11 protein-coding genes are annotated in these 14,948 nt (G+C 72.8%); 4 read left to right on the top strand and 7 right to left on the bottom strand.

The annotated features are described in order from the left end of the window. Positions 1–169 precede the first annotated feature (169 nt). Positions 170–1,939, bottom strand: coding sequence for a serine/threonine-protein kinase (locus LUZ64_RS14290; RefSeq protein ID WP_267897203.1), 1,770 nt, complete (start codon positions 1,937–1,939; stop codon positions 170–172). A 133-nt stretch (positions 1,940–2,072) separates the two neighbouring features. Here LUZ64_RS14290 and LUZ64_RS14285 point away from each other — a divergent pair, with 133 nt between their 5' ends. Together LUZ64_RS14285 and LUZ64_RS14280 are read left to right on the top strand one after the other, a co-directional pair. Next, on the top strand, positions 2,073–3,389 hold the full coding sequence (locus tag LUZ64_RS14285; protein ID WP_095583554.1) for a PspC domain-containing protein: 1,317 nt from the start codon (positions 2,073–2,075) through the stop codon (positions 3,387–3,389). Continuing rightward, on the top strand, positions 3,376–3,618 hold the full coding sequence (locus LUZ64_RS14280) for a hypothetical protein (RefSeq protein WP_095583555.1): 243 nt from the start codon (positions 3,376–3,378) through the stop codon (positions 3,616–3,618). Before LUZ64_RS14285 ends, LUZ64_RS14280 begins: the two co-directional genes overlap by 14 nt. Before the next feature lie 65 nt (positions 3,619–3,683). Here LUZ64_RS14280 and LUZ64_RS14275 read toward each other — a convergent pair whose 3' ends face one another. From LUZ64_RS14275 to guaA, 4 genes are all read right to left on the bottom strand, one after another. Further along, on the bottom strand, positions 3,684–4,715 hold the full coding sequence (locus LUZ64_RS14275) for a L,D-transpeptidase (protein ID WP_170116880.1): 1,032 nt from the start codon (positions 4,713–4,715) through the stop codon (positions 3,684–3,686). 328 nt (positions 4,716–5,043) lie between these two features. After that, positions 5,044–5,832, bottom strand: a complete 789-nt coding sequence (locus tag LUZ64_RS14270; protein ID WP_095583557.1) for a class II aldolase/adducin family protein — start codon at positions 5,830–5,832, stop codon at positions 5,044–5,046. A gap of 199 nt (positions 5,833–6,031) precedes the next feature. Then, on the bottom strand, positions 6,032–6,976 hold the full coding sequence (locus tag LUZ64_RS14265; RefSeq protein ID WP_095583558.1) for an alpha/beta fold hydrolase: 945 nt from the start codon (positions 6,974–6,976) through the stop codon (positions 6,032–6,034). A gap of 147 nt (positions 6,977–7,123) precedes the next feature. Next, positions 7,124–8,719 carry a glutamine-hydrolyzing GMP synthase gene (guaA, locus tag LUZ64_RS14260; protein ID WP_095583559.1) on the bottom strand — a complete coding sequence of 532 codons (1,596 nt, stop codon included), beginning with the start codon at positions 8,717–8,719 and terminating at the stop codon, positions 7,124–7,126. A gap of 328 nt (positions 8,720–9,047) precedes the next feature. Between guaA and LUZ64_RS14255 the strand changes: the two genes are divergently transcribed. Together LUZ64_RS14255 and LUZ64_RS14250 are read left to right on the top strand one after the other, a co-directional pair. Further along, positions 9,048–9,344: a chorismate mutase gene (locus LUZ64_RS14255; RefSeq protein WP_095583560.1), complete on the top strand. Its 297-nt coding sequence runs from the start codon at positions 9,048–9,050 to the stop codon at positions 9,342–9,344. A gap of 1,051 nt (positions 9,345–10,395) precedes the next feature. Next, a complete protein-coding gene (locus LUZ64_RS14250; protein ID WP_232390059.1) occupies positions 10,396–11,322 on the top strand; it encodes an LAETG motif-containing sortase-dependent surface protein in 927 nt (308 codons plus the stop codon). Between the two features lie 68 nt (positions 11,323–11,390). Here the strand turns inward: LUZ64_RS14250 and LUZ64_RS14245 are convergent, their stop codons facing one another. Both LUZ64_RS14245 and LUZ64_RS14240 read right to left on the bottom strand, forming a co-directional pair. Continuing rightward, complete coding sequence (locus LUZ64_RS14245) at positions 11,391–13,184, bottom strand: GMC oxidoreductase (protein WP_095583562.1); 1,794 nt, start codon at positions 13,182–13,184, stop codon at positions 11,391–11,393. A gap of 73 nt (positions 13,185–13,257) precedes the next feature. Then, on the bottom strand, positions 13,258–14,886 hold the full coding sequence (locus tag LUZ64_RS14240; RefSeq protein WP_095583563.1) for a succinic semialdehyde dehydrogenase: 1,629 nt from the start codon (positions 14,884–14,886) through the stop codon (positions 13,258–13,260). Between the last annotated feature and the right edge of the window lie 62 nt (positions 14,887–14,948).

Genomic DNA, 14,948 nt, shown 5'->3' with positions numbered 1-14,948 from the left:
CTGCGGAGAGCAGACTTCGGGCAGGGACGCATCCAGCCCGGCCGGCGCTTGAGGCCACCACGCGGAGCGCGGAAGGGGGCCCGGGGGCTTGCCCCCGCCCACGCGGCGGAGCCGCACATCGGACGCAGCGGGAAGGGGCGGGGCTGGGGACAAAGCCCCCCGTCACCCCCTACCGCTCACGGCGAAAGCCGTCCCGCACCGCGTCGAACACCGGCCGGTGCCGCTCCCAGTCCGCCTTCGGCCCCGACAGATAGATCGCGTACTCGTTGCCCCCCTCACGTCCGAACCCCAGGTCGATCGCCCGGAAATCCCGCGCGCGCCCCTTGAACTCGAACTCCCAGACCGCCGCAGGCTCCCCCCGGTACGTGGTCTCCTGCATCCGCCCCCGCTGGTAGCCGTCGACCTTGGTCCGCATCTGGGACTCGACTTCCTTCCAGTGCTGGAGGTGGTCGGGGCTCGCGAAGTCCAGGACGTTGACCTTGAGGTTCACCAGGCCGGTCCGGTCGATGTAGTCGACCTCGACGGCCGACTTGGCGCGGCGGGTCCAGCCGTCCGGGACCGGGAAGGAGACGCCGAGCTTCTCCTCCTTGACGAGGTGGTAGCCCTTGGGCACGGGCGGGGGCGGCTCGGCGGAGGCCGAGGGGCCCGCCGGTGCGGCGGAGGCGTCCGGCTTCGCGGCGTCCTTCGAAGCGTCCTTCGCGGGCGCGTCGCGGGCGGTGGTGTCCTCGGGGCCGCCGTCGCGGAGGTAGAGGGCCGTGCCGACGGCCAGACCGGCGACCGCGACGACGGCGACCACGGCCACGCCCCACAGGGCCGCGCGCTTGGGGCGGCGTTCGCCCCGGCCGCTGTCGCCCTTACGGTCGCCGCCGTCCTTACGGTCACCACCGCGGAGGCTACCGCTGTGGCCCTTATGGTCCCCGTCGTCCTTACGGTCGTCCGCACCGGCGACCGGCACCGGCTCCGGCACGGTGACGGGCTCCACCGCGGGCTCCGCGACCGGCGGCTCCGTGACCGCCGTCTCCGCGCGGCTCCCCCCGCTCCCGGGACCCGCTCCCGCCGTCCCCACCGGCATCAGCGCCGTCTCCGCCTCCGCCGCCGGCTCGCGCAGGATCTGCTCGGCCAGCTCGGCCGGGGGCCGCAGGTCGGGCTCCTTGGCGAGGAGGGTCTCGACGAGCCTGGTGAGCGCGCCCGCCCGGCGCGGCGGCTCCAGGGGGTCCATGGCGATCGCGTAGGCCGTCTCGACGGCCGTGTCCTTGCGGAACGGCGGGCGGCCCTCCAGGGCCTGGTAGAGGGTCGCGCCGAGCGCCCAGAGGTCGGAGGCGGGGCCGGGCTTGCCGCCCTTGACCCGCTCGGGCGCGATGTAGTCGATCGAGCCGACCATCTCGCCGGTCTTGGTGAGGGTCGAGGTGCCGCTGGACTGGGCGATGCCGAAGTCGGTGAGGACGACCCGGCCGTCGGCGCCGAGGAGGACGTTGCCCGGCTTCACGTCGCGGTGCAGCACCCCGGCGGCGTGCGCCGCGCGCAGGGCCGCGATCATCCCGCGCCCGATGCGGGCGGCCTCCTCGGGGGTGATCGTGCCGTCCTGGAGGACGTCGCCGAGCGTCCGGGAGGGCACGTACTCCATGACGATGCAGGGCAGTCCCCGGTCGTCGACGACGTCGTGGACGACGACCACGTTGGGGTGGTTGATCCGGGCGGCGGCGCGGGCCTCGCGGCGGGTGCGCTCGTGGAGCGTGGCCAGCTCGTCCTCGTCCAGGTAGGGCGAGACGTGCAGCTGCTTGAGCGCCACCTGACGGTCGAGCAGCTCGTCCTGGGTGCGCCAGACCGTGCCCATCCCGCCGCGGCCTATCCGGTCCAGGAGCCGATAGCGCCCGGCTATCAGCCGCCCCTGGTCCGGCCACGGCTCCGCCGCCGCTGACCCGGACACCGAGTCCGTCACCGTGCACCCCTCCGGTTCCCCCGTAAGTGATCGATGCGCCACGATAGCGGGCACCTTCTCGGGGGATATCTCAGGGAACGGCCAGGGTCGTCAGGTGTGCCGCAAGCGCGTTCCGGTTGACACCATGTCCTGTATGACCGACACACCCACCAGCGAGGACGCGCAACCGGCGGGCGCGGTTCACGGCATCTCATCCGTTGTCCGGCCGCCCTTGCGGCGCAGCCGTGACCACAAGGCGGTCGCGGGCGTGTGCGGCGGCGCGGGCCGCTGCTTCGACCTCGACCCCGTCGTCTTCCGGGTGGTGCTGGGCGTCCTCTCGGTCACCGGCGGGCTGGGCCTGATCTTCTACGGCTTCGCCTGGCTGCTGATCCCGCTGGAGGGCGAGGAGGAGAACGAGGGCCGGCGGCTGCTGTCCGGCCGGGTGGAGGGCCCGGCGCTGACGGCGGTGCTGTGCGCGCTGGTGGGCTGCGGCCTGTTCCTGTCGATGCTCAACAACAGCGCGGTGATGTCCTTCGGGCTGCTGCTGACGCTCGCCACGGCGGGCGCCGCGTACTGGTCGCGGCACCGGACCGAGGTGGAGGAGGACGTCCCCGCCGCGCAGAAGCACCCGCAGAAGCCGAAGTCGGCGCCGGCGCCGCCCGAGACCCAGGCGCCGCCCGCCCCGGGCGGCCCGTCGTGGTGGCGGGACCCGATCGTCAAGGACGGCACGACGGGCCCGATGGGCGCGGAGACCGGCTATCTGTGGGGCCCGGACGACGGCCCGTGGGACAGCCGGCCCGACAGGGGCCGCCCGGCGGTCCGCCGCCCGGCGAAGGCGGCGGGCAGGCCGCTGGGCGGCTGGACGTTCCTGCTGGCCGTCCTCGCGTTCGCGCTGGGCACCGGCCTGGCCTGGGACCACCAGCCGCTGGGCACCTGCCTGGAGATCGGCCTGGCGTCGGCCCTGGGCGTCTTCGGGCTCGGCATCGCGGTCAGCTCGCTCTACGGGCGTACGGGCGGCGGCACCGTCGTCGCGGCCGTGCTGACGGCGGCGCTGCTGACGGGCGCCGCCGGCCTGCCGAAGTCGGTGAGCACCGACTGGACGCGGTCGACGTGGCGCCCGGCGGACGCCGCGGCGGTGCGCGGGGAGTACCGGGTGGGCAGCGGTGTCGGCGTGCTCGACCTGACGGGTCTGGCCTGGCCGGAGGACGCCCCGGTCCGTACGGGCGCCGAGGTCGGGGCCGGGCAGCTCAGGGTGGTGCTCCCGGCGGACGTCACCGCGAAGCTCACCATCGACGTCGGCGTCGGAGACATCCAGCTGCCCGGCGAGGCGACCGACAACATCGACGTGCAGCCCGGGCAGAAGCGGAGCGTGACGCTGGACGCCGCCCCCGGTAAGCCCTCCCGGGGCACCCTGGAGCTCCGTCTCAAGGCCGGCATCGGACAGGTGGAGGTGACCCGTGAGGCGGCATGACTTCGAACCGGGAAAGCTCGTGGTCGGGCTGGTGCTGCTGGGCGGCTGCGCCGCCTACCTCGCCGCGGCCCACGGCTCCTGGCACTTCCCGGCCTACGCCCTGCTGCCGGTCCTGGCCGCCGGCTTCTGCCTGGCGGGCCTGGTGTCCTTCCTGGCGTTCGTGATCCGCCGTTCCCGCGCCCGGGGCGCCGACCCGGACGGACCCGGCGGACGCCGGCCCCTCGACTGAGCGGGCCCCCCGGCCGGAGAGCCGGGGGGCCGGTACGGACGAGGGGCCGGTGCGGAGCCGGGGGCTCAGGCGCCCGTGCGGACGCCCAGAGCGCTGCCGGCCAGCCACTCCTGCCAGTCGATGTTCCAGTCGCCGTAGCCGTTGCCGAAGCGGTCCATCGGCTTGGGCTTGGTGCTGCCCACCACCCGCACGACGTCGCCCTTGAGGCTCATCCCGTACAGCCACTTGGCGTTGTCCGTGGACATGCCGATGCAGCCGTGGCTGACGTTCTCCTTGCCGAACGACTCGGCGTTGTCCGGGGCCGCGTGCACGTACTCGCCGCTGATCGTCTCGCGCATGCTGTAGTCGTACGAGCCGAAGAACCCGTCGGGGTGGTTGCGCGGGATGCCGATGGAGAGCGAGTCCATGACGACCCGGCCCTCCTTGGCGAGGATCGTCTTGACGCCCTCGCGGGTGCCGAAGCCCTTCGACTCGTCGCCGCCGCTGATCTCGATGGTGCGCAGGGTCTTGCCGTTGCGCACGACCGTCATCTTGCGCGTCTTGAGGTCCACGGTGTTGACCATGGAGTCGCCGATGGTGAAGGAGACCTTGCGGTCGCCGGCGGCGGCCGTGCCGTCGGCGAGCTGCACCCCGGCCAGGCGCGCGTCGAGGGTCACCTTCGTGCCGGCGGGCCAGAACTTCTCGGGCCGGAAGTGGACGCGGGTGTCGCCCTTCGTCTCGTTCCAGTGCCAGGCGCCCGGCACCTGCGGGGAGGTGGAGACCTTCAGCCGCCCCTCGATGCCGGCCCGCAGCTCGGGCGAGACCTTCTGCTGCTTGAAGACGAGGGCGAGGGGCTGGCCGACGCCGACCTTCTCGCCGTTCGCCGGGGCTATCTCGGGCCGTACGACCCGGGCGGCGCCGGTCAGCGTCTTCGCGGGCGGGGCCTGCTTCTCGACCACGGGCGTGGCGGAGGGGGACGGCGCGGCGGAGGACGGGGACGAGGAGGACTTGGCGGCGGGCCGCTCCTCGGCCTCGGCACCACCCCCGCACGCGGTGACGGCCAGGCCCGTGAGGGCCACGGCGGCGGACAGCCCGACGCAACGGGAAAGGCGGCGCATGGTTCTCCTACCGGTGTTTCTTCGGTGTCTCTTCCGGCCGCGGCGGTGCCGGGCGGGCGTCGCCGGGTGCGCGCCCGGCGACGCGGGACGGCCCGTGACGCCCGGGCACCGTAAGGCCGGGACATGACGATGCCGAGGCGGGTATGCCTCGGCATCGATCCATCCTAGGCGGCGCATGTGGCCATATAGGAGGCCCGAAAGGACGAGCCACCCCCGCCGACAGGAGGGGGCGCCGCCCCACCGGCCCGCCGGGCTCCCGGGGTAGCCGATCCGCCTCCCCACCGGACTTCCGGAGTGCCGGCCCACCTCCCCGACGGGGCTCCCGGCGTCAGTTCAGCAGCTCCGGCTCGCTCCGGGTGATCTGCTGGTACAGCGGCTGGTAGTTGATCCACGCGACCAGGTCGTTTCCCAGCTGCTCGCGCGTGTGCTCCGCGCTCGCGGGGTCGATGAGCACCGGCTTCCCGGCGGCCTTCGCCAGGAGCTGGACCTGGCAGGAACGTTCCATGGTGATGAACCACCACGCCGCCGCGTCGACCGAGTCGCCCACGGTGAGCAGCCCGTGGTTGCGCAGGATCACGGCCTTGTGCGGGCCGAGCGCGGTCGCGATGCGCCGCCCCTCCTCCTCGTCCACGACGACGCCGGTGTAGTCGTCGAAGAGCGCGTGGTCCTGGTAGAAGGCGCAGACGTCCTGGGTGATCGGCTCCAGGAGCTCCCCCAGCGAGGACAGCGCCCGCCCGTGGACGGAGTGGCTGTGGGCGGCGGCCACGACGTCCGGCCGGGCCTTGTGGACCTGCGCGTGGATGGCGAACGCCGCCTGGTTGACGTGGTGGCGGCCCTCGACGACCTGACCCAGGTGATTCACCATGATCAGGTCGCTCACGGTGATGTGCTTGAAGGACATCCCGAAGGGGTTGACCCAGAAGCAGTCCGTGAACTCCGGGTCCCGCGCGGTGATGTGCCCCGCGACACCCTCCTCGAAGCCGAACCGGCCGAAGAGCCGCAGCGCGGCGGCGAGCCGCTCCTTGCGGTGGCGCCGCTCGTCCTCGACGCTTTCGTGCTTCGGCGGCATGGCGAACAGCAGTCGTTCGGTGGGAACGGGCTCGGGCGTCTGCGACATGAGGCGGCTCCTTCGCTGCGCGTCCGGGGTACGGGTCCTCGGCTCCGGTACGCAACGGAAGCTACCTCCGGGTACGGGTGGGCGACAGGGGTGCGACGGCCGTGTGTGCGCCTGCGGCGGGCCTTTTCCCCAGCCCCGCCCCTTCCCGTAACCGGGGGCAAGCCCCCGGGCCCCCTTTCCGCGCTGACGCGCGGTGTCCTCAAGCGCCGGACGGGCTGATTTTCAGCCCGTCCGGCGCTTGAGGACCGGGGTTCGGGGCGGGGCTGGGGAAAAAGCACGCGCCCGTGTGTTCCAGGATCGCGTCGGCCAGCGGCGGCATGCACTCGCGCGGCAACGCATGCCCTATCCCCGGCATCACCACGAGGCGGGCCCCCGCGATCACCTGCGCGAGGTGACGGGCGTGCGGCGGCGGGAAGACGGGCTCGGCGGTGGCCTCGACGACGAGCGTGGGGACGGTGTTCCGGGCCAGTTCGGCCGTGCGCAGCAGCCCCGAGGCGTCGGCGCGGCCGTGGGCGGTGGTGACGTCGTGGCGGCCGGCGTGCTCGATGTCGCGCCGCTCCCGCTCGCGCAGCTCCTCGGCGTGGAAGGGGAGCTCGTCACCGCTGAGCAGCCGCCAGTGCGCCACCCGCCGGTCGAGCTCGGCCTCCGGGCCGTGGTCCGGGGCCGGGCACGCCCACATCTCCAGGACGCGCGGGTCGATGCCGGGCAGGTCGGCGGCGGCGGTCTCGGTGCCGTCGGGGCCGGTCAGCGGGTGCTCGCTGAGCGCGCAGGTGCCGAGCAGGGTGGCGCTCAGCAGCCGCTCGGGGTGGTCGGCGAGCAGCAGCTGGGTCAGCAGCCCGCCCAGGGACAGGCCGACGACGTGCGCGCGTGCGGCGCCGTGGGCGTCCAGGACGCCGAGCGCGTCCTCGGCGAGGTCGGCGACGCGGTACGGCCGCGACTCGTACGCCCTGGTGGAGCGGCCGGTGTCGCGGTGGTCGTAGCGGATCACCCGGTGGCGGGCCGCCAGGGCGTCGACGAACTCCTCGGGCCAGCCCAGGGCGGACGTCGCGGCACCCATGATCAGCAGGAGCGGGGGCGCGTCGGCGGGCCCCCGCGCCTCGGACCACAGCCGCACGCCTGGTGCGATGTCGACGGTTCGCCGCACGGCCCGCCCTCCCCCATGTCCACGTGTCCCATGTCCACGTGTCGCAGGCCCCGTTCCGGTTCCCGGGGCCGTCCTCCGGGGAAACGACCGCGCCGCCTCCCCGTCACGGACGGGAAGGCGGCGCGGGTGCCGTCGGGCGGGTGGGGACTACTCCCACTCGATGGTGCCCGGGGGCTTGCTCGTGATGTCGAGGACGACGCGGTTGACGTCGTCGACCTCGTTGGTGATGCGGGTCGAGATCTTGCCCAGCACGTCGTAGGGCAGGCGCGACCAGTCGGCCGTCATGGCGTCCTCGGAGGAGACCGGGCGCAGGACGATCGGGTGGCCGTAGGTGCGACCGTCGCCCTGGACGCCGACGCTGCGGACGTCCGCGAGCAGGACGACCGGGCACTGCCAGATCTCGCGGTCGAGACCGGCGGCGGACAGCTCCTCGCGGGCGATGGCGTCGGCCTCGCGGAGCAGGTCCAGACGCTCCTTGCTGACCTCGCCGACGATGCGGATGCCGAGGCCGGGGCCCGGGAAGGGCTGGCGCTGGACGATCTCGTCCGGCAGGCCCAGCTCGGCGCCGACCATGCGGACCTCGTCCTTGAAGAGCTGGCGCAGCGGCTCGACGAGCTCGAACTCCAGGTCCTCGGGGAGGCCGCCCACGTTGTGGTGGGACTTGATGTTGGCGGTGCCGGTGCCGCCACCGGACTCGACCACGTCGGGGTAGAGCGTGCCCTGGACGAGGAACGCGACGTCCTCGCCCTCGGCGCCGGCCTCGGCCACGATCTCGGCCTGTGCCTGCTCGAAGACGCGGATGAACTCACGGCCGATGATCTTGCGCTTGGTCTCCGGGTCGGAGACGCCCGCGAGGGCGGAGAGGAAGCGCTCCTGGGCGTCGACGACCTTCAGCTGGACGCCGGTGGCCGCGACGAAGTCCTTCTCGACCTGCTCGGTCTCGCCCTTGCGCATCAGGCCGTGGTCGACATAGACGCAGGTGAGCTGGTCGCCGATGGCCTTCTGGACGAGGGCCGCGGCGACGGCGGAGTCGACGCCGCCGGACAGGCCGCAGATGGCGCGCTTGGTGCCGACCTGCGCGCGGATCGCGGCGACCTGCTCCTCGATGACGTTGCCGGTGGTCCAGGTGGGCTGGATGCCCGCGCCGCGGTAGAGGAAGTGCTCCAGGACCTGCTGGCCGTGCGTGGAGTGCATGACCTCGGGGTGGTACTGGACGCCGTAGAGCTTCTTCTCGTCGTTCTCGAAGGCGGCGACGGGGACGACGTCCGTGGACGCGGTGACCGTGAAGCCCTCGGGGGCGGCGGAGCAGGCGTCGCCGTGCGACATCCACACCGGCTGCTCGGCGGGCGTGCCCTCGAAGAGGGTCGAGCCCGGGCGGGACACGGTCAGGGGCGTACGGCCGTACTCGCGGGCACCGGAGTTGTCGACGGTGCCGCCGAGGGAGGTGGCCATCAGCTGGAAGCCGTAGCACATGCCGAAGACGGGGACGCCGGCCTCGAACAGGGAGCGGTCCACGGTGGGGGCGCCCTCTTCGTAGACGGACGAGGGGCCGCCGGAGAGGATGATCGCCTTGGGGTTCTTCGCGAGCATCTCGGCCACCGGCATGGTGGACGGGACGACCTCGCTGTAGACCCGTGCCTCACGGACGCGGCGGGCGATGAGCTGGGCGTACTGCGCGCCGAAGTCGACAACGAGCACCGGCTCCGCGGTGTTGTCGTGGGCGGCGGGGGGTGCTGCTGACACGGGTGCGGCCTTCCGGCGGTGGTGAGGAGGGGGTCTCTATTTGTCGATTCTACCGGGGCTCGGGGCCTTGCTTTTGTCTCACCATCCGAACCCGGACCCGCCCGGCCTTGGCCGCGGGGCCGCTCCGGGGCCATACTGTCCCCCATGCGCAAGCACCTGACCTACGTCTTTACCTATGGCGACCGGCCCGTCCGGCTGCCATGGTCGTGCTGCTTGAGCAACTGACAAGCGACTTCCCAGGCGCCCCGGGCCGACAAGGCCCGGGGCGCCTGTCGTTTTTCCCGGACCTTGCCGCTCCGGAGGGCCACACCCCTTTGGAGGATCAGACATGAGCGCGCAGAGCACCGCCCTGAAGGCCGACACCGGCGCCCGCACCGACGCGGCGGCGGACGTCATCACCGGCGCGCGGCAGCGGATCGACGACCTCGACGGCCGGATCATCGGCCTCGTGCAGGAGCGGATGGCCGTCTCGGCGGTGATCCAGCGCGAGCGCATCGGGTCCGGCGGCCCGCGGGTGAACCTGTCCCGCGAGATGGAGATCCTCAACCACTACAGCGAGCAGCTGGGCAAGCCGGGCACGGCCCTCGCGATGACGCTGCTGGAGCTGTGCCGGGGCCGGATCTGAGAGCCCGCGCCCCGTCGCGGCCGGGCCCCCGGCCGCCCGCGCCCGGCGTCGCGCGCCGTACCGCCCCGTCACCCGTACGGCGCGTGACCGGCTCGCGGGCCGCTTCGTTGGACCCTGTGTCGCGCCAGCCAGGAGCGGCCCACCGAGATCCACGCGTGGTTTCCGTCCCTGTTCATCCGGGCGCCCGGCTACGACAGGGCGGATCCGCCGGAGTGTGAGACGTGCGCGTACGTACGTCGTGGGACCTCACTCCGGCGGCACGGCGACCGGTCAGCAGGGGACAGCAGTCCGGCCGCCACAGAAGGACGGTCGGTTCCGGGGACGCCTGGAACCGACCGTATCCGGTCGAAACGGTTGCGCCGGGCACGGTGCGTCCCGCACGATGCAAAGGGAGCCCCGGAGCCCCCGGCCCGCACCGCCATTGGTTCGACCATTCCTTCGAGCCGTGCGCCGGTACGTACCCGGACCGCACTACGGACAGCGCCCCGGACCGGCCCCCGCACCACCCCGCACGACCAGCACGCGCAAGCCCGCGGCGCTCCCCCCGGCGCCGCTCCGCGGCACCGACCCTGCCCTGACACTCGGTGCCGGCAGTCAAGGGCCCCGTGGCCGCCCGCACGCCCCCGCGGAGGCGGCCCGGGGCCCTTCGCCGTGCTCCTGCCGTGCCGCACCCCGCCCCACTTGTGAAATCGCTCACGTGTGCGCGCCGGGTGATCTCGTGTCACAACGGGCGTCCTACGATGACGGGTGAACGTGCCAACCAGCACGGCCATACCGCGCTCTCCCCCCACCGCGACGGCCTTTACTTCGGAACCCAGAGGTCTCCATGAAGCTTCGCCGCGCTCTGGCGACTGCCGCTGTCACGGCTGCGATCGCTCCCGCCACGCTGCTCGCGGCCCCTGCCGCGCACGCCGCGCAGGAGGCGCCGGCCGCGCCCGCGGGATCCGTGAACGCCGGTTCGTCCGGCGATACGGCGCCTGCCACGTCCGAGGACTCTTCGGCCGGGAAGGCTAAGGACCCCTCCGCCGGCCCGGCGGCCGGGAAGGTGGCCGTGCTGCCGGTCCCTGCGGCCGGCGACACGAACCCGCCCTCGGCGGACTACTGCAAGAAGCAGGCCGACAAGAACGCAACGTCGCGGGCCACCACCGAACTGAGGGATTACCCCGGCAAGGTCGTCGCCGGGTCCGGCTGGCGGTCGTTCACCCTCCGGGCCGCCGCCAAGCCCGACCAGAAGGAACGGCTGGAGTCGACCTGCCTCCACGTAGACATTGCGAGAAGCTCGGTCTCCGACCCGGCCAGCACCGACTCGACCGAGTTCGTGACGCTGGAGTGGTTCGATCCCGCGGAGGGGAAGGGGTGGCAGAAGGTCGCCAACAGCCGTGACGACTCCACCTACTTCGCCCGGGTAGCCAACCTCGCGCCTGGTGAGCACTTCGATGTCAAGCTCCGGCTGAAGGTCGACGACAAGGCGAAGGCCGGCAACGCCAGTACGTACCACGGCGGCATCTTCGTGGGCCAGGACGGCGTGTGTGGGAAGACGGAGACCAAGAACTCGGCCAAGAACCCGAAGACCTTCGAGATCCTGCCCGTCGGCACCAAGCTGGACGAAACCAACCACTCCAACAGCCCCTCGCCCTCGGCGAGTCAGAGCAACGGGGCCAAGTCCTCCGCCAGCCCCAGCCCCAGCTCCTCCGTCAAGGCCAGTTCCAGTGCCAGCCCCAGCGCTAGCGCGAGCGCCAGCGCCTCTGCGAGCACCGGCACCACCGGTACCACCACCACGGGCGGCGGCACCACCACGAGCGGCAGCGGCGGCTCCACGTCCGCGCAGGGCAGTCTGTCGAACACGTCGGTCGATGGTCAGCTCGCCAAGACCGGCTCGTCGTCCTCGACCCCGGTGATCGCCGGGCTCGCCGGTGCCGCCGTCGTGGCGGGCGGTGCGGCCGTGGCCGTCGCGCGGCGCCGTAAGAACAACGCCTGAGGATCCCCTCGGCGAGTAGGTCGAGCAGGTAAGGCCCGCGCTCCTGGAGTGCGGGCCTTACCTACTCGCTACGCGTCAGGCCGCCGCGCGGGCGGCACCGGCGGCACCAGCAGGAACGGCAGCCGCAGCGCCGCGAAGGCCTCCTTGGGGACCGTCGGGTACCGCGGCTCGACCGTCGCCACGCGGGCGTACGGGCTGCCCTGCTCCGGCCGCGGGTCGGCGTCGCCCTTGTTCGGCCAGAGCGACATGGCGCGCTCCGCCTGGGCGGTGATGGTCAGGGACGGGTTGACGCCGAGGTTGGCGGAGACGGCGGCACCGTCGACGACCGAGATCCCCGGGTGCCCGTACAGCCGGTGGTACGGGTCGATGACGCCCCGCGAGGGGTCGGCGCCGATGGGGCAGCCGCCGATGAAGTGCGCGGTGAGCGGGGTGCCCATCAGCTCGCCGACGTTGCTGCCCGCGAAGCCGTTGATCTCCTTCGCCAGCAGGGTGGCCGCCTCGGCCGCCTCCGGGATCTGCGTCGGGTTGGGCGCGCCGTGCCCCTGCCGGGCGGTGAGCAGCCCTTTGCCGATGCCTTTGTCCTTACGGTAGGTCGTCAGGGAGTTGTCCAGCGACTGCATGACCAGTCCGATGATGGTCCGCTCGGACCAGCGGCGGTTGGACAGCGACCGCAGCAGTTGCACGGGGTGGCGGGCGCAGCGGGCCGCGAAGGCGAGCACCCGGGGCGCCCGGGTGCCCACGGGCACCTGGAGCACGGACAGCAGGCCCATCGCGTTGGAGCCCTTGCCGTACCGCACGGGTTCGATGTGGGTGTCGGCGTCGGGGTGGATGGAGGACGTGATGGCGACGCCGCGGGTGAAGTCGGCCCGGGGCTCGCCGTGGGCCTTGCGGTAGCGGCGGTCGTCGGTCTGGGCGCCCACCAGGGCCTCGGAGTTGGTGCGGGTCAGCCGGCCCAGGACGTCCGGGATACGGGGCAGCAGGCCCTTGTCCTTCATGGTGTGCAGCAGCGTCTGTGTGCCGTAGGTGCCGGCGGCGACGACCACGTACCGGGCGCGCAGGATCCTCGGCCGGGCGCGGGCGGCGGTGTACCGCTTGTCGGTGGGGACGGTGACGACGCGGTAGCCGCCGTCGCGGTGCTCGGTGACGGCGACGACGGTGGTCATGGGGTGGATGACGGCGCCTGCCTGTTCGGCGAGGTGCAGGTAGTTCTCGTTGAGGGTGTTCTTGGCGCCGTGGCGGCAGCCGGTCATGCACTCGCCGCATTCGGTGCAGGCCCTGCGCGTGGGTCCCGCGCCGCCGAAGTACGGGTCGGGGGCGTCCTCCCCGGGCCGGGCCCTCTCGGTGCCGTCGGCGTCCTGTCCGTCGCCGAAGAACACCGCCACCGGTGCCATGTGGAAGGTGTCGCCGACGCCCATCTTCTCGGCCGCCGCCTTGAGATGGACGTCCGAGGGCGTCATCGTCGGGTTGAGGCGGGCGCCCAGCATGCGGCGGGCCTGGTCGTAGTAGGGCCGCAGCTCCTCCCGCCAGTCGGTGATGCCGGCCCACTGCGGGTCGTCGAAGAACGCCTTCGGCGGCACGTAGAGGGTGTTGGCGTAGTTGAGCGAGCCGCCGCCGACGCCGGCGCCCGCCAGGACCATCACCTTGCCGAGCAGGTGGACGCGCTGGATGCCGTAGAGGCCGAGGGCGGGCGCCCACAGGTAGTTGCGCAGGTCCCAGGAGTTCCTGGGCAGCGTGTCCCTGGTGAAGCGCCGGCCCGCCTCCAGCACCCCGACGTCGTACCCCTTCTCGGTCAGGCGCAGGGCGGACACCGCCCCACCGAAGCCCGAGCCGACGACGATCACGTCGTAGTCAAACGCTGACATCTTCACCTCCCGCCAGGACAGCCCGCCGGAACACGCTCGGAGCGATCCCGCCGGAGCGTTCGCGGCACGGCGCTCAGCGCAGGCGCAGTGCCTTCATGACCCGCAGGCTGCGGGTCATGAACTCCGCGTACTTCTCGTCCGTCATCCCGAAGGCCGGGCCCATCGGGAGGATCCGCTGGTGGGCGACGGTCTGGGCCTCGGTGTACTTGAGGATGCCCTCGGAGCCGTGCCGGCGGCCGAGGCCGGAGTCGCCCATGCCGCCCATGGGGGACTGGGCGCTGCCGTAGGCGGCCGCGTAGCCCTCGTTGATGTTCACGGTGCCGGTGCGCAGCCGGGCGGCGACCGCGGCGCCCCGGCGGGCGTTCGTGGTCCAGACGCTGGAGTTCAGGCCGTACGGGGTGGCGTTGGCGCGCTCGACGGCCTCGTCCTCGTCCCGGAACCGGTAGACGGACACGACCGGGCCGAAGGTCTCCTCGGTGCACACCGCCATGGGCGCCTCGACGCCTTCGAGGACGGTCGGCTCGTAGAAGAGCGGGCCGATGTCGGGGCGGGGCCGGCCGCCCGCGAGCACGGTGGCGCCCTTGGCGACGGCCTCCTCGACGTGCCGGGTCACGGTCTCCAGCTGCCGTTCGGAGACGAGGGAGCCCATGTCGGCGCCGTAGGCGAGGCCGGTGCCGAGCCGCATGGCGCGGGTGCGGGCGACGAAGCGCTCGGTGAACTCGTCGGCGATCGACTCGTGGACGTACAGCCGCTCGATGGAGATGCACAGCTGGCCGGCGGAGGAATAGGCGCCGCGGATCGCCCCGGCGGCGGCCTTCTCGACGTCGGCGTCGTGCAGGACGAGCATGGCGTTCTTGCCGCCGAGCTCCAGGGAGCAGCCGACCAGGCGGGCGGCGGCGCCCTGGGCGACCTCGCGGCCGGTGCGGGTGGAGCCGGTGAAGGAGACGTAGTCGGCGTGGGCGACGACGGCGGGGCCGACGACCGGGCCCTCGCCGAGGACGACCTGCCAGACCTCCTTCGGCAGCCCGGCCTCGATCATCTGCTCGCGCGCCCAGAGGGCGGTCAGCGCGGTCTCGGTGTCGGGCTTCATCACGACGGCGTTGCCCGCGACGAAGGCGGGCAGCGCGTCGCCGACCGACAGCTCGAACGGGTAGTTCCAGGGTGCTATCTGGCCGACGACGCCGCGCGGCTGGCGCAGTTCGGTCACCTTGGTGAGCGTCGGTATGACACCGGTGTGGCTCTTGGGGCGCAGATACGCGGGGCCCTTGCGCCCGTAGTGGCGGGCGGCGACGGCTACGGACTGCACCTCCTCGTGGGCGTGCAGCCGTGCCTTTCCGGTCTCCAGCTGGATCAGGTCGACGACCTCGGTGTGGCGGGCGAGGACCAGGTCGTGGAAGCGCAGCAGCACGGCGGCGCGCTCGCGCGCGGGCACCTCGGCCCAGGCGCGCTGTGCCTCCCGGGCGCGCTCGAAGGCGAGGGCGACGTCCGCCGGGGTGGACTCCGGGAGGTCGGCGAGCTTCTCGCCGGTGAACGGCGTGTGGTTGCGGGTGCGGCCGGAGCCGACGACGCCCCGGGTGAGACGGGCGACGAGGGTGGGCGTGACGACATCGGCGGCGGTCCTCGCCCCCGCCGGGGCGACGGGATTGCCGCCGGTCTCCGCCGCCACCGTCGTTGCTGTTGCGCTGTGCCGCGAGTCGGTCATGCGGCTGAGCGTATGTCGGCCGGCACGCTTTGGGTACCCGGTAGTAACTGGTTTTCGACGGT

This window comes from Streptomyces albireticuli, assembly GCF_021228125.1.
In the GTDB taxonomy this organism is placed as follows: Bacteria; Actinomycetota; Actinomycetes; order Streptomycetales; family Streptomycetaceae; genus Streptomyces; species Streptomyces albireticuli.
Note: the sequence above shows the minus strand (reverse complement) of the source record. Positions and strands in the feature narration are given on the sequence as shown.

Excerpts from the sequence above, each read along its gene's own strand:
- LUZ64_RS14270 (WP_095583557.1), bottom strand. The coding sequence starts at position 5,832 with ATGTCGCAGACGCCCGAGCCCGTTCCCACCGAACGACTGCTGTTCGCC.
- LUZ64_RS14240 (WP_095583563.1), bottom strand. The coding sequence starts at position 14,886 with ATGACCGACTCGCGGCACAGCGCAACAGCAACGACGGTGGCGGCGGAG.
- LUZ64_RS14285 (WP_095583554.1), top strand. The coding sequence starts at position 2,073 with ATGACCGACACACCCACCAGCGAGGACGCGCAACCGGCGGGCGCGGTT.
- LUZ64_RS14245 (WP_095583562.1), bottom strand. The coding sequence starts at position 13,184 with ATGTCAGCGTTTGACTACGACGTGATCGTCGTCGGCTCGGGCTTCGGT.
- LUZ64_RS14255 (WP_095583560.1), top strand. The coding sequence starts at position 9,048 with ATGAGCGCGCAGAGCACCGCCCTGAAGGCCGACACCGGCGCCCGCACC.
- LUZ64_RS14275 (WP_170116880.1), bottom strand. The coding sequence starts at position 4,715 with ATGCGCCGCCTTTCCCGTTGCGTCGGGCTGTCCGCCGCCGTGGCCCTC.